An 18,816-nucleotide genomic window follows, 5' to 3' on the forward strand; every position below is an offset into this window, starting at 1 on the left:
ATGACCAATAAGGGCCTGCAAATCAAATCTCTCCTTACCGATCCCTTGACCATTGCAATCGGCGCATCGGCTTTCCTGCTGCTTGTTGGCGAATTGCTGTCTCCCGGTTTTGCACAGGGCTCACAGATCGTTAGACTACTGACGATCGCCGCGATCCTCGGTATTGTTGCAGCAGGACAGAACCTTGTGATCCTCGGCGGTCGCGAAGGTATCGATCTCTCCGTCGGCGCCATGATCTCCCTTGGTGCGGTGCTGGCCGGTAATATGATGAATGGCCAAAACATTGGCATTCCACTCGCGATACTGGTCGCCGGTGGCATTCCTTTCCTGATCGGCCTCATCAACGGTATCGGCATCACCTTCGTGCGCATCCCACCACTTGTGATGACACTGGGCATGACGGCCGTCATCCAGGGTGGACTGGTCGTCTATTCTCAGGGTGTTCCTTCCGGTGCTGCGGCTCCGCTCCTTGCCGGGTTCATCAACAAGCCGTTGGTTTTCGGCATTCCCGGCGTCCTTTTCGTCTGGCTCGGCATTGCAGCGATCATGATGTTCGTCCTGCGCAGAACGGCATTCGGCTTTGCCATCTACGCCGTAGGTTCAAATGAGCGCGCGGCTACACTTGTCGGATTGCCGGTCTCGTTGATCCGCACATTGCTTTACGGTTTTTCGGGCCTGTTCGCCGGTCTGACCGGGGTCTGTGTCATCGGTTATACCGGTACTTCCTTCATCTCCGTCGGCGACCAATATGTTCTGCCATCCATCATCGCGGTGGTTATCGGCGGCACCTCTCTTGCCGGCGGTGCCGGTGGATATATCGGAACCATGGCCGGGGCAGTTGCGCTGACCATTCTGCAAAGCGTACTGATAACGCTCAACCTTGATGTATGGGCCCGGCAGATCATATTCGGTGTCACGTTGCTTGCGCTGATGCTGCTTTATGGACGCCAAAAGCAGTTGCGTGTTTGAGATGAGCAAAGACCAAAGTTCGAATATCAGAGAAGTTGCAGCGCTCGCCGGCGTTTCGATCGCGACGGTATCGCGGGCGTTGCAACAACCCGACAAGGTGCGCCCGGAAACTCGAAAAAAGGTTTTTGACGCCGTAAGGCAGGCGAACTTTGTCCCTAACGCCCAGGCGGCAAGCTTCAGGCGTCAATCCAACAACACCGTCATTCTCCTGGTTCGCGATATCGGCAACCCGTTCTATCTCGAAATCTACAAGGGTGTTGAAGAAGCGGCCGGCGAGGCTGGCTACAAGGTTCTCATGGGTGACGCCCGCAACGATGAAAATCGTGTTGCGACCCACATCGACATGGTCCGTCAGAAACACGCCGACGGTCTTATCCTGATGACCGGGCAGTTCCCTTCAGACCTTCTTGATCAGGGCGATGCATTGCCGCCGATTGTGATTGCGTCGGAAACCGTCGCCGGAATCACGCTGCCAACTGTAAAGGTCGACAACCGCGCCGCTTCCCAAAATGCGATGCGGCATCTGATCGAAGCCGGTCACAAACGGATCGTGCATCTCGCCGGTCCTTTCCCGGAGAGCTTGGCGAAAGAACGTTTCGACGGTTATCAGGATGCGCTTTTGGAAGCAGGGATCGGTTTCTCCGATGAACTGGTGGTGACTGGCGATTACAGCATCGAAGCCGGACGGCAGGCGATCGCCGCCCTGATCGAAAACGGCATTTCCTTCACTGCGATTTTCGCATCGAGTGACCAGATGGCGATTGGCGCCATCAGTGAGTTGCGTGCCAGGGGGCTGTCCGTACCGAGCGACATCTCTGTCATCGGCTTTGACGATATTATCTTTGCCAATGCCTTCGAGCCGCCTCTGACGACGGTCCGTCAGCCCCGACAGGAAATGGGCCGTAAAGCCATGGCGCTGATGGTCGACCGTCTGAACGGCAAACGTGCTGCTGAAACCATCATACTGGATACCGAATTGGTGGTGCGCGGCTCCGTCGCGCCCTGCCGCCTGCCGGATAAATAACTGCCAATGCCGAACTGAGACTGCAAGGAGTACGGATATGAAGACGATCAAGGGCCCGGCGATTTTCCTCGCACAATTTGTCGGAGAGAACGCGCCTTTCGACACGCTCGACAATCTCGGCCAATGGGCGGCTTCGCTCGGCTACAAGGGCATCCAGGTGCCGACCGACCCAAAGTTTTTCGATCTCGAAAAAGCTGCAGCCTCGAAAACCTATTGTGACGATATCAAGGGACGCCTGGCTGATACAGGTGTCGAGATCACTGAGCTTTCCACCCATATTCAAGGTCAACTGGTTGCCGTTCATCCGGCGTACGACGAAATGTTTGATGGTTTCGCCCCGGCCGCGTTGCGTGGGAAACCCCAGGCGCGTCAGGAATGGGCCGTCAATCAGCTCAAATGCGCGGCGAAAGCCTCTCAACATCTCGGCCTTTCGAGCCACGCCACATTTTCCGGCGCGCTTGCCTGGCCTTTTGTTTATCCGTGGCCGCAGCGTCCCGCCGGCCTTGTCGAGATGGCCTTCGCCGAACTTGGCAAACGCTGGACACCTATCCTCGATGCGTTCGAAGAAAATGGCGTCGACGTCTGCTATGAGCTGCATCCGGGCGAGGACCTGCACGACGGTATCACCTTCGAGCGCTTTCTCGAGGCGACCGGCAACCACGTGCGTGCCAATATCCTCTATGATCCATCGCATTTCGTCCTACAGGCGATGGACTACCTCGATTTTATCGACGTTTACCACCAGCGCATCCGTGCATTCCACGTCAAGGATGCCGAGTTCAATCCGACCGGCCGTTCCGGGGTCTATGGTGGTTACCAGAGCTGGGTCGATCGGCCGGGGCGTTTCCGTTCGCTTGGAGACGGGCAGGTCGATTTTGGCGCCGTGTTTTCGAAACTCACCCAATATGACTTCGACGGGTGGGCCGTTCTTGAATGGGAATGTGCACTGAAACATCCCGAAGACGGAGCGCGGGAAGGTGCCGGTTTCATCCAGAACCACATCATCCGTATAACCGAGCGGGCATTTGACGACTTCGCCAAAAGCGGCGTCGATGATGCCGCAAACCGTCGTCTGCTTGGTCTTTGAAAGGGGTAGTCATGTCCTCCACAACAGCGAAATTCGATAGCCGGCGGATCCGGCTCGGTATGGTCGGCGGTGGTCAGGGTGCCTTTATCGGGGCTGTACACCGGATCGCGGCCAGACTGGATGATCGGTACGAACTGGTGGCCGGGGCGCTTTCCTCTGATGCAGAACGGGCCAGCGCTTCCGCCGTCCTGCTCGGCATCGCACCGGAGAGATCCTATGCGACATTTCAGGAAATGGCGGCGGCCGAGGCCTCTCGTGAAGACGGGATCGAGGCGGTCGCCATCGTGACCCCGAACCATCTGCATTTCGCGCCCTCAAAGGCCTTCCTTGACGCAGGTATCCACGTCATCTGCGACAAGCCCGTGACGGCGACGATCGAAGAGGCGCGAGAACTGGCCGGGATCGTCGGCGCCTCCGACAGGCTGTTCATCTTGACGCACAACTACACCGGTTACGCCATGTTGCGTCAGATGCGGGAAATGATCGCCAACGGCGCCATCGGCAAGCTGCGTCATGTCCAGGCGGAATATGCGCAGGACTGGCTGACTGAAGCAGTGGAAAAGACGGGTGCAAAGGGTGCCGAATGGCGCACCGATCCAAGCCGCTCGGGTGCTGGAGGCGCCATTGGCGATATCGGCACGCATGCCTTCAATGCGGCTGCATTCGTCACTGGCGAAATCCCGAAAAGCCTTTACGCCGACCTGACATCGTTCGTACCGGGCCGGCAACTCGATGACAGCGCCAACATTCTGCTGCGCTACGAGAGTGGCGCGAAGGGTATGCTTTGGGCAAGCCAGATCGCGGTCGGTAACGAGAACGCTTTGTCGCTGCGCGTCTACGGCGACAAGGGTGGGCTCGAATGGCACCATCGAGTGCCTGACGAACTTTGGTTTACGCCTTACGGAGAAGAGAAACGGCTCATCACGCGCAATGGCGCGGGTGCAGGTGCTGCCGCCAACCGCGTTAGCCGTGTGCCGTCTGGGCACCCGGAAGGATATCTCGAGGGTTTCGCAACGATTTACCGCGAAGCCGCAGATGCAATCATCGCCAAAAGGGAGGGAAAGACATCGGCCGGGGACGCAACCTATCCCGGTATAGAGGACGGTCTTGCGGGGCTCGCATTCATTGATGCGGCCGTCCGATCCAGTCGAAGCTCGTCGTGGGTCACGATCGACATTTAGACCGCAGGACATCGGAGAAGGACGACACCAGGCATTGGAGGTTGCTGTGGGATTTCCCGGCTGTGAAGTCGGGGAGGGCAAGAGCACGTGTGTCGTTCGCATTGGTCAAACGGAAAGGGAGTTACGCGTTTGAAAACGTTCAAGTCAAAATTCGCAAGCATGGCATTTGTCGTCGGCCTGGTGGCCGGTGTCGCAAACCCGGTTTTTGCCGATGACAGCAAGACGCTGCCGATCGCCGCTCAAATGTTCACGTTGCGCAATGCTGGCACGCTTGAAGAGCAGTTTACCATTCTCAACCGCGCTGGTGTCGCGGCCGTAGAGACGGTGGACATGCAAAAGGTCAGCGCAGACGAGCTGAACACGCTTCTGGAAAAGCACAAGATCAAGGTCATTTCATCGCACGTGCCGATCGACAAGCTTCGCGGCAATCTTGATGAGGTCATCACCGAGCAGAAGGCTGTTGGCAATCCTGTTGTAACCGTGCCTTTCCTCAAGCCAGAAGATCGCCCGAAGGATGCAGCCGGTTGGACTGCTTTCGGCAAGGAACTGGGCGGATATGCGGACAAGCTGTCGGCTGCTGGCCTTGCGATGGCCTACCACAACCATGATTTCGAGCTGGTGAAGTTTGATGGAAAGACGGCTCTCGAACTGCTGCTCAATGCAGCCGGCCCGAAGCTGCAGAGCGAACTTGATGTCGCATGGGTTGCCCGTAGCGGTAACGATCCGGCACAGTTTCTCGAAACGTTGAATGGCCGGGTCTTCGCGATCCATGCCAAGGACAATGCGCCTGCGGGCACGGCGGAAAATGAGCGTGGCTTTGCAACGCTTGGAACCGGCGTTCTCGACTGGAAGACAATCTTGCCGGCCGCCAAAAAGGCTGGTGCAAAATGGTTCATTCTTGAACACGACCTTCCGCTTGATGCCGAAGCTGTTCTGACCAAGGGCAACGCGTTCCTGAACGAGCGCCTCCCGACACTTCAGTAAAACCAGAACAGCTCCCCGGCGATCGCTCCGCCGGGGAGCGCAGGTTCGATAGATGGAGACCGAAGTTCCCGCCGCATCGCGACGGGGAGCTAGTTGTCTCGTCGACATATTACCCACTACCAATCGGAGGAGTTATCATGGCAAACAATCATTACGACGCGATTGTTGTCGGCTCGGGCATCAGTGGAGGCTGGGCTGCAAAGGAGCTCACGCAGAAGGGCCTGAAGGTTCTGATGCTGGAGCGCGGCAGAAACATCGAGCATATCACCGACTATCAGAACGCTGACAAGGAAGCCTGGGGTTATCCCCATCGCAACCGTGCCACGCAGGAAATGAAGGCGAAATATCCCGTCCTCAGCCGCGATTATCTGCTGGAAGAGGCCACACTTGGAATGTGGGCCAATGAGCAGGAAACACCCTATGTCGAGGAAAAGCGCTTCGACTGGTTCCGCGGTTATCACGTTGGCGGCCGCTCGCTTCTCTGGGGGCGCCAGACCTACCGCTGGTCCCAAACTGATTTCGAGGCCAACGCCAAAGAAGGCATCGCCGTCGATTGGCCCATTCGCTACCAGGACGTTGCCCCCTGGTATGACTATGTCGAGCGTTTTGCCGGGATTTCCGGAAGCCGCGATGGCTTGGACATTCTGCCAGATGGTGAATTCCTTCCACCTATTCCGCTGAACTTTGTGGAAGAGGATGTTGCTCGACGGTTGAAGACCGCCTTCAAGGGCACACGCCACCTGATCAATTCCCGCTGCGCAAACATCACTCAGGAGCTTCCCGATCAGGATCGTACGCGCTGTCAGTTCCGCAACAAGTGTCGGTTGGGCTGTCCCTTCGGCGGCTATTTCAGCACACAGGCCTCGACCCTGCCTGCCGCAGTCGCCACCGGAAATCTCACCCTTCGCCCGTTTTCCATCGTGAAAGAGATTCTGTACGACAAGGACAAGAAGAAGGCGCGCGGCGTTGAGATCATCGATGCAGAAACGAACCTGACCTACGAGTACACCGCCGACGTGATCTTCCTGAACGCGTCGACCCTGAATTCGACCTGGGTGTTGATGAACTCGGCGACGGATGTGTGGGAAGGAGGGTTGGGCAGCAGCTCGGGCGAACTCGGCCACAATGCGATGGACCACCACTTCCGGATGGGCGCCACCGGTCAGGTCGAGGGTTTCGAGGATTTCTATTTCAAGGGTCGTCGTCCGGCAGGTTTCTACATTCCGCGCTTCCGCAATACCGGCGACGACAAGCGCAAATACCTGCGCGGTTTCGGTTACCAGGGGTCAGCCAGCCGTACCCGCTGGGAGCGGGAAATCGCCGAACTCAATATCGGCGCCGACTACAAGGAGGCACTGACCGAGCCGGGTGCCTGGACAATCGGCATGACCGCCTTTGGGGAAATGCTGCCCTATCACGAAAACCGCGTGAAGCTTGACCACGACAAGAAGGACAAATGGGGGCTGCCTGTCCTGTCGATGAATGTCGAGATGAAGCAAAACGAACTCGATATGCGTGAAGACATGGTCAACGACGCCGTTGAAATGTTCGAGGCGGTCGGGATCAAGAATGTGAAGGCAAGCAGAGGCACCTACGCTCCTGGCATGGGTATTCATGAAATGGGAACGGCCCGTATGGGACGCGACCCGAAAACCTCCGTTCTCAACGGTAACAACCAGGTCTGGGACGCACCAAACGTCTTCGTGACCGATGGGGCGTGCATGACGTCGGCATCCTGCGTCAATCCATCGCTGACCTACATGGCGCTGACTGCCCGTGCCGCCGATTTTGCCGTTTCGGAACTCAAGAAGGGAAATCTGTGATGAACAGACGCGAACTGCTGAAAATGATCGCCATCGCAACCGGTCTTCCCTTGATTGGTGCGGACGTTGTGACGGCGGCGCAAAACGCCACCAAGCCGGCAGGGGAAAGCCATGTCTTCAGCAAGGAAGACATCCTGTTTCTGGACGAAGTTGCGGAAACCATTATCCCCCGTACATCCACGCCGGGTGCGAAGGATGCTGCTGTCGGCGAATTCATGGCTGTTTACGCCGCTGATTGTTACACGGGAGAGCAGAGAAAACTTTTCCTCTCGGCAATCACGGAGATCGAAAGCCGCAGCCAGGCAGACCATAAGAAAGCGTTTTTGGACCTGACGGGAGAGCAGCGGCAGGCGCTTCTCTCTGCACTGGATAAAAAAGCCAGAACGGAGCAAACGCCGACCGCGCCGCACCCGTTCACGCTCGTCAAGCAATTGACGTTACTCGGCTTTTTTACTTCGAAAGTCGGCGCGACGGAAGTGCTCGTTTACGACGAAATCCCCGGCGGCTTCGAAGATCGTGTTCCCTATCAAAAGGGGACACCAGCGTGGGGCACCACCTGACACCGCGATCGTCCGATCCGCTCGGTTTACGGGCGGATCGTTCCCATACGGCAAGACAAGGATGATAAGATGCGTAATGTGATGTTCTTCGCGGCAGCAATTCTGGCCGCAGGCAGCGCCCCCGCTTTCGCAGAGGGCGATATCGCCAAGGGTGAAACAGTCTTCAAGCGCTGTTCCGCCTGTCACGCCATCGGCGAAGGTGCAAAAAACAGGGTCGGTCCGCAACTCAATGGCATCATCGGCCGTGGCGCTGGAAGCGCTGCCGACTATAATTATTCCAATGCGATGAAGAAGGCCGGTGAGGACGGACAGATCTGGACGGCTGAAGAATTGCGCGATTTTCTAAGCGCACCGAAGAAGAAAATACCCGGAAACAAGATGGCTTCGGCGGGTGTCAGCAAAGCTGAAGACCTGGATAATCTGATCGCCTATATCGAAAGTGCGGCGTCAAAATCACCACAATGACCGGTGGATGGTCTGCTTTCACCACTGCTATAGAATTTGGATCGCCGCAGTCGTTGCGGCGGTCCTTGCCTTTGGACGCGTGCCTCGAACCGTATTGCTCGATCAACTGCGAGTGGTGCCGGAGGCGGACTCCAGCGCTTCGTAATGGTCAGTAATTTCCTTGCCGGTCGCGATCCAGACATCGCCTTTGTCGAGAACGTGCTTCAGGAAGTCACGGAGAATGTGCCAGCGCATCGGCCGACCGGAAACCTGAGGGTGAAGGACAAGCGTCGTAACGCCACCCCAGGCATGAGTTGCTTCGAATTCATCGATCCAGAGTGGCAGGACCGCCTCACGGCCGAACAACGTCCCCGGACTAAGACGGCTTTTCATGCCGAAGTTCCAGTCGTCGAAAGCAAAGTTGACCGGGATTTCGACCGGACCGACCGCTCCGGCAGCGCCAGCATGACGATAGGGGAGGATGTCGTCGCGGAAGGAACTCGAATAACGGATGCCTGACTTTTTGAGATAGGCGAGCAATTCCGGAAAGTTTTCGCCCGACGGTGCACGGTAGCCAACCGGACGTACCCCAAGCGCGGTCTGCAACGCTTCAAACCCGCGATCAATTTCCTCGAATGCTTCATCGAGTTTCGTGCGATCCGGTAGTTTATGAAGGTAACCGTGATGACCAATTTCATGACCGGCCGCGACCATCGCTTCACACTGAGCAGGATGGGCAAGGGCCGTCCATCCCGGTGTGAAGAACGTACCCTTCAAGCCCAGTTCGTCCAGGAGCTCTAGGATTTTTGCGATGCCAACCCGCGCGTCATATCCGCCGTGCGAGGTTGTCACCATTCTGTCGATGTTAGACGGATTATTGCCGATCCATGCGGTTTCGGCATCCACATCGAAGCCGATAAACAGAGCGCTCTTGGCGCCATTTGGCCAGATCATCTTTGGTGTCGGGGGAGCCGGGTTCAATGGGCGGGGAGAGAGGTCGAACGTCATGTTTCACGCTTTCATCGGAAGGTAGGGATGCTGTCGGCATTGCCGACCATAAGGGCTTCGATCAGGGAGCAGTCCTTGACGTCTTCAAGTTCGCCAAGCGCGTTCCAAAGAGCGTCTCGATTTTCGCACGAAAGGCTCATGCCGGCCAGTTCGCGGAACTTTGCCTCGATCGCAGTCGATTGCATTGGCCGTTCGGCTGAGCCCGTGGCACGAGGCACCATCCGCTCTATCTCCACTCCATCACCGAACGTCAGCGTCACCAGGGGTTCTGCCATTGGAGCCATGCTGTCATCAATGTTGACGTTCATGCCGTCCATCAACGCATGGACGCCTGCATGGAGACGATTTTCCTCAGTGTAGGCCTGAAGCCCAGCCGTCCCAAACACACAACGCGCTGCCAGCGCATAGGGCAGGCTCATCTGCGTCGGCGCCATCGCGCCCCCAACCTTTGCGCCACACATGTCTTTGAGCATTGCACTCATCCGCAGATCGATCCGTACGATCTCCGTGGCCTTGCGTCCCGTTTCGTTCAGGAGATCCTCAAGTGCGTCGATGGCCGAATGCGCGCCGCGGCAGGAAGCGTAGGGTTTCAGGACAGCGCGCCTGATTTTCCAGACATCGCCTAGACCTTCGGCCAGAAATTCTGGTTGGCAGGCCGACTTATTGTACGCTTTGAAGAAGCCGCCCCAGACATCGTCGAAGACGCGGGATGGTCCGGCAAAGCCATTGGCTGCAAGTTGTGCTGCCAGCAAGCCGCCTTCGGCCGCACGCCCAGCGTGCAGTTTCTTCGCCTGAGATCCGTCGTGGATGAAGGCCCAGAGACCGGATGAGAAGCTGGTGGCGAGTGTGATGGCATCGCGTGTCGCGGCAGCATCGAGTCCGAACAGTTGAGCGCACGCCGCCGCAGCAGCCAGCGTGCCGCAGGTGCCGGTGGAGTGCCAGCCGAGACTGTTGTGCGCGTCATAGCCCCCGGTTGCTTCAAGTATACGGCGCCCAACATCGTAGCCCGAGACAACGGCAGTAATCATTTGCCTGCCACTGACAGGCTGGCCGATATGATGCAGTGCTGAAAACAGGGCAGGCATGACCACAGCGCCGGAATGGTCGCAACCGCCGGAATCGTCCAGCTCAAAGGCATGCGCGGCGCAGCCATTGAGAAGTGATGCGTCACGAGGAGAGGCAGCGAGACCGGTTCCCCATAGCCGCACCGGACCATCTGGCCGAAGCGATTTGACTGCAATGGCAAACTCGCGCGATCGCGCACCGGCCAAAGCCGCACCGAGCGTATCGGCAATGTGGACTTTAGCCTTGGTGACAACGTCTTCGGGCAAGTTATCGTAATCGAGGGCAGAAACAAACTGGGCCAGCCTGTCGACCGGCGTGTCGGCGAGAGAACGGTTCATGGCAATGCTCGATTGAAGGGAATTTTTCGGGCAAAAAGGGCAAAGCGAAGGGTGCGCCCAACCGCTTATAGGCGGTCGGGCGTTCTTTCGTTGATCTCTGCAGGTCGATTACTTGACGGCTTCGCCGTTGATATAGAGGCCGTCAAGCAGGGTGCCTTCCAGGCCATGCTTGGCAAAGATTGACTTATATTCGCCAGATGCCATGAGAGCCTTGAAGGCAGCAGCATAGGCATCGCGCAGCTCAGTATCTTTCTTGGGGAATGCAATGCCCTGGAACACTGCCGTGAAGGGTTCGCCGACAACAGCGTAGGTGTCCTTCTCGAGGTTGAGGAGATAAGGCAGCGTTTCCGATCCCTGTACTGCGCCATCCAGACGGCCTTGCTTGAGCTGTGCACGCGCGTCTGCCGAGCCCTCGGTGCCAACCACCTTGATTGCCGCCAGACCCTTGGCCTCACAATTGGCGGCGCTCCATTTTGCAGTTTCTTCTGGGAAGGACGTGCGGCGGCTCATGCCGACGGTCTTGCCGCAGAAATCAGTAAGAGTCTTAAATTCGTCTTTGCGCGACACTGAGGTGTAGAACTGCGCTCCGGACTTCATGTAGTCAACGAAATCGAGCGTATCGCGTCGTTTGGGCAAGTCGCTCATGCCGCTGTGGATCAGGTCGACACGACCCGTCTGGAGCGAGGACACCATCTGTTCGAAGCCAATGTCGGCCCATTCGACGCTGACGCCCAACTGCTTGGCAAGTGCCAGACCGAGATCGATGTCGACGCCCATCAGCGTGTTGGTAGCAGGGTCTTTATATTCCATTGGCGGGTAGTTAGGCTGGTTCGCGACGATAACCTTGCCGGCGGTTTTGATGCGCTCCGGCAGGCCTTCTGCCTGCGCGGCAGTCGAAGCCAGAATGACGGCGAGAGAGATAAGAGCTGTTTTCACGTTGTTCCCCTTTGTTTTGAAACGTGGTTGGGTTGATAGGATTATCGCAAGGCGACGGTTTTGGCCGTTCCTGCTGGCATTAACTGTGAACGGCCTTGATGAATTCGGCAGTGCGCGGACTTTTCGGTGCTCCCAACACCTCGGCCGCAGGACCGACTTCGACCATCTTTCCGGCCTCCATGAAGGCAACGGTATTGGCGACGTTGCGGGCAAAGCCCAGTTCGTGGGTGACCACGATCATTGTCATGCCGCTCGCGGCAAGCGCCTTCATGACGTCAAGCACTTCGGACACCAGTTCCGGATCAAGTGCAGAGGTTGGTTCGTCAAAGAGGATCAAATCGGGTCGCATGCACATTGACCGCGCAATCGCGACTCGTTGCTGCTGGCCGCCCGACAATTGTGAAGGATAATGATCGGCTTTATCCGACAGACCGACCCTGGCCAGTAGCTCAAGGGCACGGTTACGAACGTCTGCCACAGGCTCGCCCAGGACATGGATAGGGCCTTCCATGATGTTTTCAAGGGCGGTCTTGTGCGGAAAGAGGTTGAAGCGCTGGAAGACCATGCCGATGCGACGGCGTTGCCTGGAAATCTCGGCGTCGCTCACCTCATAGAGGTTGTTGCCTTCGCGGCGGTACCCGATCAACTCGTCTCCGACCCAGATCGCTCCAGAGTTCATTTTCTCAAGCTGATTGATGCATCGCAGAAAGGTACTTTTGCCTGATCCGGAAGGGCCGATGATGCAGCAGACCTCTCCTTTGGCAATTTCGAGACTGACCTGATCAAGCGCGGCGAAGGTGCCATAAAGCTTGGTAACGTCGACTGCTTTTACAATGATGTTCTTGCTCATGACGGACCTCACATCGAAGCGCTGACAGCTTTGCTGCCACGACCAAAATATCGCTCGATATAGTGCTGAGCGACCGACAGGACGGAGACGACGGCGAGATACCAGAAGCTTGCAACCAGCAGCAATTCAAGAACACGGGTGTTGGCGAAATAGATAATCTGAGCGTTGTGCAGGATCTCTGAGTACTGGATGACGCTTGCCAATGACGTCAGTTTGACCATGCCGATCACCTCGTTGCCGATAGGAGGAACCATCACCCTCATGGCCTGAGGAAGGACGATGCGACGCAACATCATCATCTGCGTCATGCCGATGGAACGCGCAGCCTCATATTGTCCGCTGTCGACGGAAAGCAGCCCGCTACGAACGACTTCCGACGTATAGGCGCCTTGAGAAATGCCAAGCCCGAGCATGGCCGCAACGAAGGGCGTCATGATGTCGACGGTGCGGAACTCGAACAGGCCAGGAATCCCCATGGTTGGGAAGATCAGAGCCAGATTGAACCAGATCATCAGCTGAAGCAGCGCTGGCGCACCACGGAAAATCCAGACATATCCGACGGCGATCGAAGACAATACCGGATTGCCAGATACACGCATGATGGCAATGACAACACCGAGAACGATCCCCAGTGTCATGGCCGCAACCGTCATCAACAGCGTGTTTCTCAATCCATCCAGAATGGCGGGAGCGAAAAGGAAATCGCGAACATAGCTCCATTCGATCTGGCCGACGCTGAAAGCGCGGATGATTGCTGCGAGCGCGAGAAGAACCACTGCGGCCGCTACCATACGCCCGATATGGCGCTTGGGAACGAGTGTCAGATGCGCAATCTCGTATTTTTTTTCAAGCGATGCTGGGTGGGTATCGGTGATGGTCATCGCGCACCTCTTTCACGCAGCCCCGTGGCATCGCTGCCGGGCAGGTTCAGTGTGCTGGTGGCGAACGTCTTCTTTGCGTCCAGTATCGTGGTGAAACGCTTGATCTGCTCGCGGACCCGAACCGGGGATGTCGAGCCATAGCCATGGCGGCTTGCAAGCGCGCCTTCCAGCGTGATGGCTTCAAGAACGCCAGGGTTAAGGCGTTCATCGATGTGCGGGAGATCATCTGCTGTCAAACCGGCCAGATCGTGGCCACGTTCCTCGCAATAGCGGACAACAGCCCCGGTTATGTCGTGCGCCTGTGCGAAAGGCACATTCTGGGACACGAGCCAATCAGCCACTTCGGTTGCGAGTGTGAAGCCCTTTGGTGCTTCTTCGCGTAGCTTTGCAACGTCGAACTCCAGTGTTTCAACCATGCCTGCAAAAGCAGGCAAGATAAGTTCGATAACATCGATGCTTTCGAACAAAGCTCGCTTGTCCTCTGCGAGATCACGGTTATAGGCCAGCGGCATGGCCTTCATCGTCGCCAGGAAACCGGCAATGTTGCCAATGAGGGTGCCGCTCATGCCACGCGTCAGTTCGGCAATGTCCGGGTTCTTCTTCTGCGGCATGATGGAGGAGCCGGTCGAATAGGAATCGTGCAACTTGACCCAGCTAAACTGCTTGGAGCTCCAGATGCAGATTTCTTCTGCGAGGCGAGAAAGGCTGACAGCGACCAGCGAGCAGATGAACAGGAACTCGGCGACATGATCCCGAGCGGAGACGGCGTCGATGGAGTTTTCGCAGGCTGCAGCGTAGCCAAGTTCGATGGCGGATAGATCCGGGCGGCAAGCGATACCAGAGCCTGCTAGTGCCGCCGCACCGAGCGGTGAACGGTCAAAGCGCCGGTCGAAATCTTCAAAGCGCTCCATGTCGCGCAACAGGCTTTGCGCATGTGCCATGAGGTGATGGCCAAGCACGACTGGCTGTGCCGGCTGCAAGTGGGTGAAACCAGGCATAACCGTTTCGGTGTGCCTTGTGGCTTGAAGAACGAGTGCTTCTTCGACGGCGACGACGCCGAGAGCGAGTTCGCGTGCCTTGCGGCGAAGATAAAGACGCGTGTTGTTGGACGTCTGGTCATTGCGCGAACGTCCAGCACGCAACTTTCCTCCCAGCACGCCAAGGCGCTGCATCAAGAGGCGCTCGAGAAAGGTATGAATGTCCTCATCGGAAGCGATAGGCTTTTCGTTTCCGCTGGCAACATCCGTTTCGATATGATCGAGCGTTTCGCGGATGGTGGTGAATTCCGCCTCGTCCAGCACGCCGGCGCGTTTCAGTTCCGAGGCATGTGCACGCGAACCAGCCAGATCTTCCCGGTAAAGCCGGAAATATGTGGGGTGCGAGCGAGAAAGATTGGCAAGTGCTTCCGAGGGGCCGGACTTGAATCGTCCACCCCAGAGCTGGGTCGGCTCCGACATGTTTTGTTCCCTTTTTTGTTTAATGTTGAGGCAACGCTCCCATGTGATGCCAATTCGGGCAAGCGAAGTTAATTCCTTGGCCTATGACAAAAACGACTAGCCAGTCATGGTTTTGGGGACTAGGCTGAAAGCGACTAACGGCGAGGTCAAAGTGTCCGGTCGCAAACAATTTCCATCGATGACGGCGTTGCAGGTTTTGCTCGCGGTGGCAGAGCGCGGGTCAACGAGCGCTGCAGCCGAGCCGCTGGCACTGTCTCAAAGTGCAGTCAGTAAGCAGTTGATCGGACTTGAAGATATCATTGGTGGCCCGGCTTTTTCACGAACACCGAACGGCATGGTTCCGACCGAATTGGGTGCCATCTACATTGACCATGCCCGAACGGCCATAAAGGCCATGGAAGATGCTGCGCTGAAGGTCGCGCGCCTCAGGCCGGGACCGCGCGTGCTTCGTCTTCAGGTGCCGCCGATCTTCGGAGATCGTTGGTTGTTGCCGCGCTTTGCACAATTTACCGAGGCACATCCGGAAATCGAAGTGCAGTTCACCACCTTTGTCTCGAAGGCGCAGACCGAGGTGCCGGACGGAAGCGTGCGATTTGTCATCTGCCCCGGTGCTGAAGAAGAAGGTGCCTATCTGTTCGGCAATGACGTCCGCCTGGTCAGTGCCGCCTCCTACTGGGAAAAGTTAGGTGACCATGGCACCATCGAAGCCGTTTCAAGAGGGGTGATGCTGGAGCATCCGCAGACCCCGTTTCACTGGCCTTTTTTTGCCGAGGCGAATGACCGAAAAGGCCTTGAAATCCGCCACACCATGCGTTTCGGTTATTACACCATGGTCATCCGCGCAGCACTTGCGGGGCAGGGCATGGCGCTTATCCCGCACGGTCTGATCGTCGATGACCTTGTTGCCGGGCGTCTCGTCAATCCCGGCGGAATGGGATACCGGAGCGACCTCGGATATTGGTTCACCAAGCCTGGCAATATTCCGACCAGCCAGTCCATGCGCCTTTTCGAGCAATGGCTCTATGAAGAAGCCCGGACGATGAGAGACTAGTTCAGTTCGCCAGCCGTTTCAGCGCCTCTCCGTCGAGACGATAGAAGATCTTCTCCGGTTTCTGCGTGCCGCCAATGTTGTCATAGAAGCGCAACAAGCGGTCGTCATTCGCATCTGCCGTCCAATCGATCCGCGAAAGCCCGCGCTCCACGGCAAGCTGTGCCAAGTGCGCGAGCAATTTTTGACCGATGCCCCGGCTTCGGTAGCGCTGCCGGACATAAAGTTCTTTCAGGAAAAGACCGGGTTGCAGATAAGGGCCGGGGTAGAGTGCGCTAAAGGCAGCAAAGCCAAGGATAGTGCCCTGTTCGGTGATGATAATGATCTCGGACGCGTCGGGCCGTTCCTTCAATCCGTTCAGAATGTTTTCGCGGGTGGGGCAGGGCACGTCGTAGTGCGCCTGCATTTCTTCCAGCAGTTCGGCAAACTCACCGAGCAGTTCGGAATGCTGTTCCAGCCTTTGGACGAGGTAAGCCATTCTTTTCTTCTCCCGGCGATCATGACCTCCATTAACGACATGGCGCCGGTCATCTGCAACTATTTCGGATGAGACGGTGATGATATGGCCAGAGGCAGCGCCGTGACGAACACCGGCACGACGAGTGCCGACCACGCCAGGCCATAGCCAGAATGGTCGACGAGAAGTCCGAAGACAAAAGGGCCTAGTGCCATGACCGCCAAACAGATCGTGGAGGCGAAGGCAACGGTAGATGCGATCGAACCTTTCGGTGCACTTTCCGCGATTTCAAGAAGGTAGAGCGGAAACCAGCCAATTCCAAAAATACCGAGGCCAACAAGAACGAGTAAAATGACTGGTGTGGGAGTTCCCAAGGGTAAAGCCGCAAGCGTCGCGGCAGCGCTTGCGGCAACCACGGACACGCGGCCGAAGGATTGGCTGCGACGCCCGGGCCGGAAGCTATCGCTAATCCACGGCAACAGGATGCGACCGGGAATTCCGACAAGCTGCGTTGCGGCAAACATGGATGAGGCTGCGAAAAGCCCAAGTCCCAAACCATCTGCGAGAAAGCCGATGATGTGTGCCGTGAAGGTAAACTGGAATGCGGACATGGCAATGCCCAGGCGCAATGCAGGCCAGAAATTCCTGTTTTGCCCAACGGTGCGAACGAGTTGCGACAGTGGAAGTGGTCGCTCGGTTTTGGCGGCGAGATCGCCTCCTTCACGGTATAATCCCCAGAAAAGTGCGGCGCCGGCTAAGGAAACAGCGGCGCTGAGCCAAGCCGCAGCATGCCAGCCGTGCTGAACTGCGATGAAGGGGAGAAGAGCTGCTGCGATCATCGTTCCAAAAGGAACAGCGGCCTGTCTGAAGCCCGTGGCTATGCCGCGTTTTGCCGGTGGAAACCAGCGCATGATCGCACGTGTACCGCCTGGCTGCACCGCAGCGTAGGTGCCACCCAAAAATGCCATGCAGAGAAGTAGTGCCAGCAGGCTGTCTGCGAATGTCGCAGCGCAGGCCATAGCGATTGCCATACCGAGCATTGCAATGCCGACGATGCGGCGTTCACCGTGACTGTCAATGGCGCGACCAAGCATGAACATGGTTGCTATCTGGACGCCGTTCATGACGGTCACAGCCAGTGAGGCTGATGCGAGGGAGACGCCGAACGCTTCGCGCCAGAAGGGTACGAGGATGTAAACCCCTTGCGAAACAAAGGAGCCTGCAGTTTGAGTGCCTACCGCCACTGCAAGGACTGCCCATATTCGAGGGACGACGGGAACTGCGGATGTGGGGGAGGGCGGTGAAATTTGTGATGACACGAGAAAATCCTATCGAGAGTTCTCGTCGGAATAGCGCTCTATTAAAGTCTGCAGAATTAGGGGCTTGCGCATTTCAGCGATAACAGTTTGTTATAGATGTATGCGCTCCCTTGATCTCGAAGCCGTCGAGGCTTTTCTTCTCGTCGCCGAATTACAGTCATTCACTCGGGTTGCTGGAGTGATGAGCACGACGCAAGCCGCGATCTCCCTGCGCTTGCGCAGGCTCGAAGACATGCTGGGGCATCGTCTTGTCGAACGAACACCGCGTCGCGTCCGTTTGACGGCGGCAGGTGAGCGTTTCCTGGAGCCGGCACGTGCTTATGTTGCTGCGGGCCGTCGCGCCCTTGATGTTTTTGGTAAAGAACCAACGCGTCTTGCGATTGGTGTCACGCATCACTTGATCGGTGCCGATCTGCCCCGCATCCTTCGTGTTGTGAGTGAACGGGAGACGAGCGTAACGCTTCATCTTCGAACCGCCGGCACAAGAACGCTGCTCGAACTTTACGATTCCGGCGAGCTCGACGCGATCGTCGTGTTACGGCATGACGATATCCGTCGCGACGGTGAGACCTTGTTTCAGGAAAACTTCAACTGGTACTGCAGCGTGGACTTCAGTCTGCCTCCGGACGCCCCTGTACCTCTCGTGCTTCAACCGGAACCCTGCAATCTGCGCGCCATGGCGCTTCGATCTCTGGAGAGCGCGAATATTGCCTGGCGTGAGGTCTTTGTAGGGACTGGAGCAACGGCTGTGGGGGCGGCGGCTGAAGCTGGGATCGGCGTTGCACTTCTGGCGCAGAGCGCAGCACCTGCCGGGGTGCGGGATATCAACGGCACTCTTCTACCAGAGCTTCCAACGTTGGATGTCGTGATGATTTCTGCGGTGACGGGGGATCACGCCAACGCTGTACTTCGACGGATAACACGTGCTTTTCAGTCATCGTGAAGCAGCAATGATGGCTCAACGTTTTCCGGTTGAGGCGACAGCTTTGTCGACACCACCATCCCGCTCCAGCTCTTCCATCAAAAGAGCGATAAGGCCCGGGAACCGGGCGTCAATGTCGTCACGACGAAGCGAGGACGCGCGACGGTTCCCGTAGTCGATCTGGCTGATCAAACCCGCTTCGCGAAGAATTTTGAAGTGGTGGGTCAGCGACGCTTTGGCGACCGGAAAGCCGAACGATGCGCAGTTGCGCTCAGTGCAATCCGGGAGCGTCGCCAGAATGGCAATCACCGTGCGACGCAAGGGATCGGACAGGGTGGAAAACACGACGCTGAGGTCGAGTTCATCACGCGTGGGCTGGGGAAGAATTTCTGGCATACTGTAAATTACGAGGATTGGCTGCCTGGTGCAAGTCTAAGGTATGGCTTGACGCATACCCGCTTGC

Annotated in this window: 19 protein-coding genes; 10 read left to right on the forward strand and 9 right to left on the reverse strand. The window is 57.2% G+C overall.

Going from position 1 to position 18,816, the window contains the following annotated elements; all coding sequences use genetic code 11:
* The 8 genes from ACIQT8_RS21405 (at window position 1) to ACIQT8_RS21440 (ending at window position 8,093) form a co-directional block, all read left to right on the forward strand.
* A complete protein-coding gene (locus ACIQT8_RS21405; RefSeq protein WP_400969427.1) occupies window positions 1-969 on the forward strand; it encodes an ABC transporter permease in 969 nt (322 codons plus the stop codon).
* Window position 970: 1 nt separating this feature from the next.
* Window positions 971-1,993: a LacI family DNA-binding transcriptional regulator gene (locus ACIQT8_RS21410; protein ID WP_400969430.1), complete on the forward strand. Its 1,023-nt coding sequence runs from the start codon at window positions 971-973 to the stop codon at window positions 1,991-1,993.
* 37 nt (window positions 1,994-2,030) lie between these two features.
* Window positions 2,031-3,080, forward strand: coding sequence for a sugar phosphate isomerase/epimerase family protein (locus tag ACIQT8_RS21415; RefSeq protein WP_400969433.1), 1,050 nt, complete (start codon window positions 2,031-2,033; stop codon window positions 3,078-3,080).
* An 11-nt stretch (window positions 3,081-3,091) separates the two neighbouring features.
* Window positions 3,092-4,261 carry a Gfo/Idh/MocA family protein gene (locus ACIQT8_RS21420; RefSeq protein WP_400969436.1) on the forward strand — a complete coding sequence of 390 codons (1,170 nt, stop codon included), beginning with the start codon at window positions 3,092-3,094 and terminating at the stop codon, window positions 4,259-4,261.
* 129 nt (window positions 4,262-4,390) lie between these two features.
* The gene (locus tag ACIQT8_RS21425) at window positions 4,391-5,245 is read left to right on the forward strand and encodes a sugar phosphate isomerase/epimerase family protein (RefSeq protein ID WP_400969439.1); all 855 of its coding nucleotides are present in this window, start codon (window positions 4,391-4,393) and stop codon (window positions 5,243-5,245) included.
* A 137-nt stretch (window positions 5,246-5,382) separates the two neighbouring features.
* Complete coding sequence (locus ACIQT8_RS21430) at window positions 5,383-7,068, forward strand: GMC oxidoreductase (protein WP_400969442.1); 1,686 nt, start codon at window positions 5,383-5,385, stop codon at window positions 7,066-7,068.
* Window positions 7,068-7,628: a gluconate 2-dehydrogenase subunit 3 family protein gene (locus ACIQT8_RS21435; protein ID WP_400969445.1), complete on the forward strand. Its 561-nt coding sequence runs from the start codon at window positions 7,068-7,070 to the stop codon at window positions 7,626-7,628. The genes ACIQT8_RS21430 and ACIQT8_RS21435 overlap by 1 nt, the downstream gene beginning before the upstream one ends.
* 69 nt (window positions 7,629-7,697) lie before the next feature.
* The gene (locus tag ACIQT8_RS21440; RefSeq protein ID WP_400969448.1) at window positions 7,698-8,093 is read left to right on the forward strand and encodes a c-type cytochrome; all 396 of its coding nucleotides are present in this window, start codon (window positions 7,698-7,700) and stop codon (window positions 8,091-8,093) included.
* A gap of 102 nt (window positions 8,094-8,195) precedes the next feature.
* Here the strand turns inward: ACIQT8_RS21440 and ACIQT8_RS21445 are convergent, their stop codons facing one another.
* The 6 genes from ACIQT8_RS21445 to argH all read right to left on the reverse strand — a co-directional run bounded on the left by ACIQT8_RS21445 (window position 8,196) and on the right by argH (window position 14,607).
* Window positions 8,196-9,080 carry a polysaccharide deacetylase gene (locus ACIQT8_RS21445; RefSeq protein ID WP_400969451.1) on the reverse strand — a complete coding sequence of 295 codons (885 nt, stop codon included), beginning with the start codon at window positions 9,078-9,080 and terminating at the stop codon, window positions 8,196-8,198.
* An 11-nt stretch (window positions 9,081-9,091) separates the two neighbouring features.
* Entirely contained in the window at window positions 9,092-10,483 is a 1,392-nt protein-coding gene (locus ACIQT8_RS21450) for an MmgE/PrpD family protein (protein ID WP_400969454.1), read from the reverse strand.
* Between the two features lie 108 nt (window positions 10,484-10,591).
* A complete protein-coding gene (locus tag ACIQT8_RS21455) occupies window positions 10,592-11,419 on the reverse strand; it encodes an ABC transporter substrate-binding protein (protein ID WP_400969457.1) in 828 nt (275 codons plus the stop codon).
* Between the two features lie 79 nt (window positions 11,420-11,498).
* Window positions 11,499-12,269 carry an amino acid ABC transporter ATP-binding protein gene (locus ACIQT8_RS21460; protein WP_400969459.1) on the reverse strand — a complete coding sequence of 257 codons (771 nt, stop codon included), beginning with the start codon at window positions 12,267-12,269 and terminating at the stop codon, window positions 11,499-11,501.
* Window positions 12,270-12,277: 8 nt separating this feature from the next.
* Window positions 12,278-13,150, reverse strand: coding sequence for an amino acid ABC transporter permease (locus ACIQT8_RS21465; protein WP_400969462.1), 873 nt, complete (start codon window positions 13,148-13,150; stop codon window positions 12,278-12,280).
* A complete protein-coding gene (argH, locus tag ACIQT8_RS21470) occupies window positions 13,147-14,607 on the reverse strand; it encodes an argininosuccinate lyase (protein WP_400969465.1) in 1,461 nt (486 codons plus the stop codon). The genes ACIQT8_RS21465 and argH overlap by 4 nt, the downstream gene beginning before the upstream one ends.
* Window positions 14,608-14,713: 106 nt before the next feature.
* On the opposite strand from argH, the gene ACIQT8_RS21475 reads away from it, so the two are divergent.
* On the forward strand, window positions 14,714-15,658 hold the full coding sequence (locus ACIQT8_RS21475) for a LysR family transcriptional regulator (protein ID WP_400969468.1): 945 nt from the start codon (window positions 14,714-14,716) through the stop codon (window positions 15,656-15,658).
* Window position 15,659: 1 nt separating this feature from the next.
* Here the strand turns inward: ACIQT8_RS21475 and ACIQT8_RS21480 are convergent, their stop codons facing one another.
* Together ACIQT8_RS21480 and ACIQT8_RS21485 are read right to left on the reverse strand one after the other, a co-directional pair.
* Window positions 15,660-16,133 (reverse strand): GNAT family N-acetyltransferase, encoded by a 474-nt coding sequence (locus ACIQT8_RS21480; RefSeq protein WP_400969471.1) that lies wholly within the window; start codon window positions 16,131-16,133, stop codon window positions 15,660-15,662.
* A 59-nt stretch (window positions 16,134-16,192) separates the two neighbouring features.
* Window positions 16,193-17,431 carry an MFS transporter gene (locus ACIQT8_RS21485; protein WP_400969474.1) on the reverse strand — a complete coding sequence of 413 codons (1,239 nt, stop codon included), beginning with the start codon at window positions 17,429-17,431 and terminating at the stop codon, window positions 16,193-16,195.
* Window positions 17,432-17,531: 100 nt separating this feature from the next.
* Here ACIQT8_RS21485 and ACIQT8_RS21490 point away from each other — a divergent pair, with 100 nt between their 5' ends.
* On the forward strand, window positions 17,532-18,374 hold the full coding sequence (locus ACIQT8_RS21490) for a LysR family transcriptional regulator (protein WP_400969477.1): 843 nt from the start codon (window positions 17,532-17,534) through the stop codon (window positions 18,372-18,374).
* A gap of 15 nt (window positions 18,375-18,389) precedes the next feature.
* Here the strand turns inward: ACIQT8_RS21490 and ACIQT8_RS21495 are convergent, their stop codons facing one another.
* Window positions 18,390-18,749: an ArsR/SmtB family transcription factor gene (locus tag ACIQT8_RS21495; protein ID WP_400969480.1), complete on the reverse strand. Its 360-nt coding sequence runs from the start codon at window positions 18,747-18,749 to the stop codon at window positions 18,390-18,392.
* Window positions 18,750-18,816: the final 67 nt, after the last annotated feature.

Source organism: Agrobacterium sp. NPDC090273 (assembly GCF_044772305.1).
Taxonomy (GTDB): domain Bacteria; phylum Pseudomonadota; class Alphaproteobacteria; order Rhizobiales; family Rhizobiaceae; genus Agrobacterium.

Excerpts from the sequence above, each read along its gene's own strand:
- ACIQT8_RS21415 (WP_400969433.1), top strand. The coding sequence starts at position 2,031 with ATGAAGACGATCAAGGGCCCGGCGATTTTCCTCGCACAATTTGTCGGA.
- argH (WP_400969465.1), bottom strand. The coding sequence starts at position 14,607 with ATGTCGGAGCCGACCCAGCTCTGGGGTGGACGATTCAAGTCCGGCCCC.
- ACIQT8_RS21450 (WP_400969454.1), bottom strand. The coding sequence starts at position 10,483 with ATGAACCGTTCTCTCGCCGACACGCCGGTCGACAGGCTGGCCCAGTTT.
- ACIQT8_RS21440 (WP_400969448.1), top strand. The coding sequence starts at position 7,698 with ATGCGTAATGTGATGTTCTTCGCGGCAGCAATTCTGGCCGCAGGCAGC.
- ACIQT8_RS21405 (WP_400969427.1), top strand. The coding sequence starts at position 1 with ATGACCAATAAGGGCCTGCAAATCAAATCTCTCCTTACCGATCCCTTG.
- ACIQT8_RS21430 (WP_400969442.1), top strand. The coding sequence starts at position 5,383 with ATGGCAAACAATCATTACGACGCGATTGTTGTCGGCTCGGGCATCAGT.
- ACIQT8_RS21420 (WP_400969436.1), top strand. The coding sequence starts at position 3,092 with ATGTCCTCCACAACAGCGAAATTCGATAGCCGGCGGATCCGGCTCGGT.
- ACIQT8_RS21480 (WP_400969471.1), bottom strand. The coding sequence starts at position 16,133 with ATGGCTTACCTCGTCCAAAGGCTGGAACAGCATTCCGAACTGCTCGGT.
- ACIQT8_RS21460 (WP_400969459.1), bottom strand. The coding sequence starts at position 12,269 with ATGAGCAAGAACATCATTGTAAAAGCAGTCGACGTTACCAAGCTTTAT.
- ACIQT8_RS21475 (WP_400969468.1), top strand. The coding sequence starts at position 14,714 with ATGGTTTTGGGGACTAGGCTGAAAGCGACTAACGGCGAGGTCAAAGTG.
- ACIQT8_RS21435 (WP_400969445.1), top strand. The coding sequence starts at position 7,068 with ATGAACAGACGCGAACTGCTGAAAATGATCGCCATCGCAACCGGTCTT.
- ACIQT8_RS21490 (WP_400969477.1), top strand. The coding sequence starts at position 17,532 with ATGCGCTCCCTTGATCTCGAAGCCGTCGAGGCTTTTCTTCTCGTCGCC.
- ACIQT8_RS21410 (WP_400969430.1), top strand. The coding sequence starts at position 971 with ATGAGCAAAGACCAAAGTTCGAATATCAGAGAAGTTGCAGCGCTCGCC.
- ACIQT8_RS21465 (WP_400969462.1), bottom strand. The coding sequence starts at position 13,150 with ATGACCATCACCGATACCCACCCAGCATCGCTTGAAAAAAAATACGAG.
- ACIQT8_RS21445 (WP_400969451.1), bottom strand. The coding sequence starts at position 9,080 with ATGACGTTCGACCTCTCTCCCCGCCCATTGAACCCGGCTCCCCCGACA.
- ACIQT8_RS21495 (WP_400969480.1), bottom strand. The coding sequence starts at position 18,749 with ATGCCAGAAATTCTTCCCCAGCCCACGCGTGATGAACTCGACCTCAGC.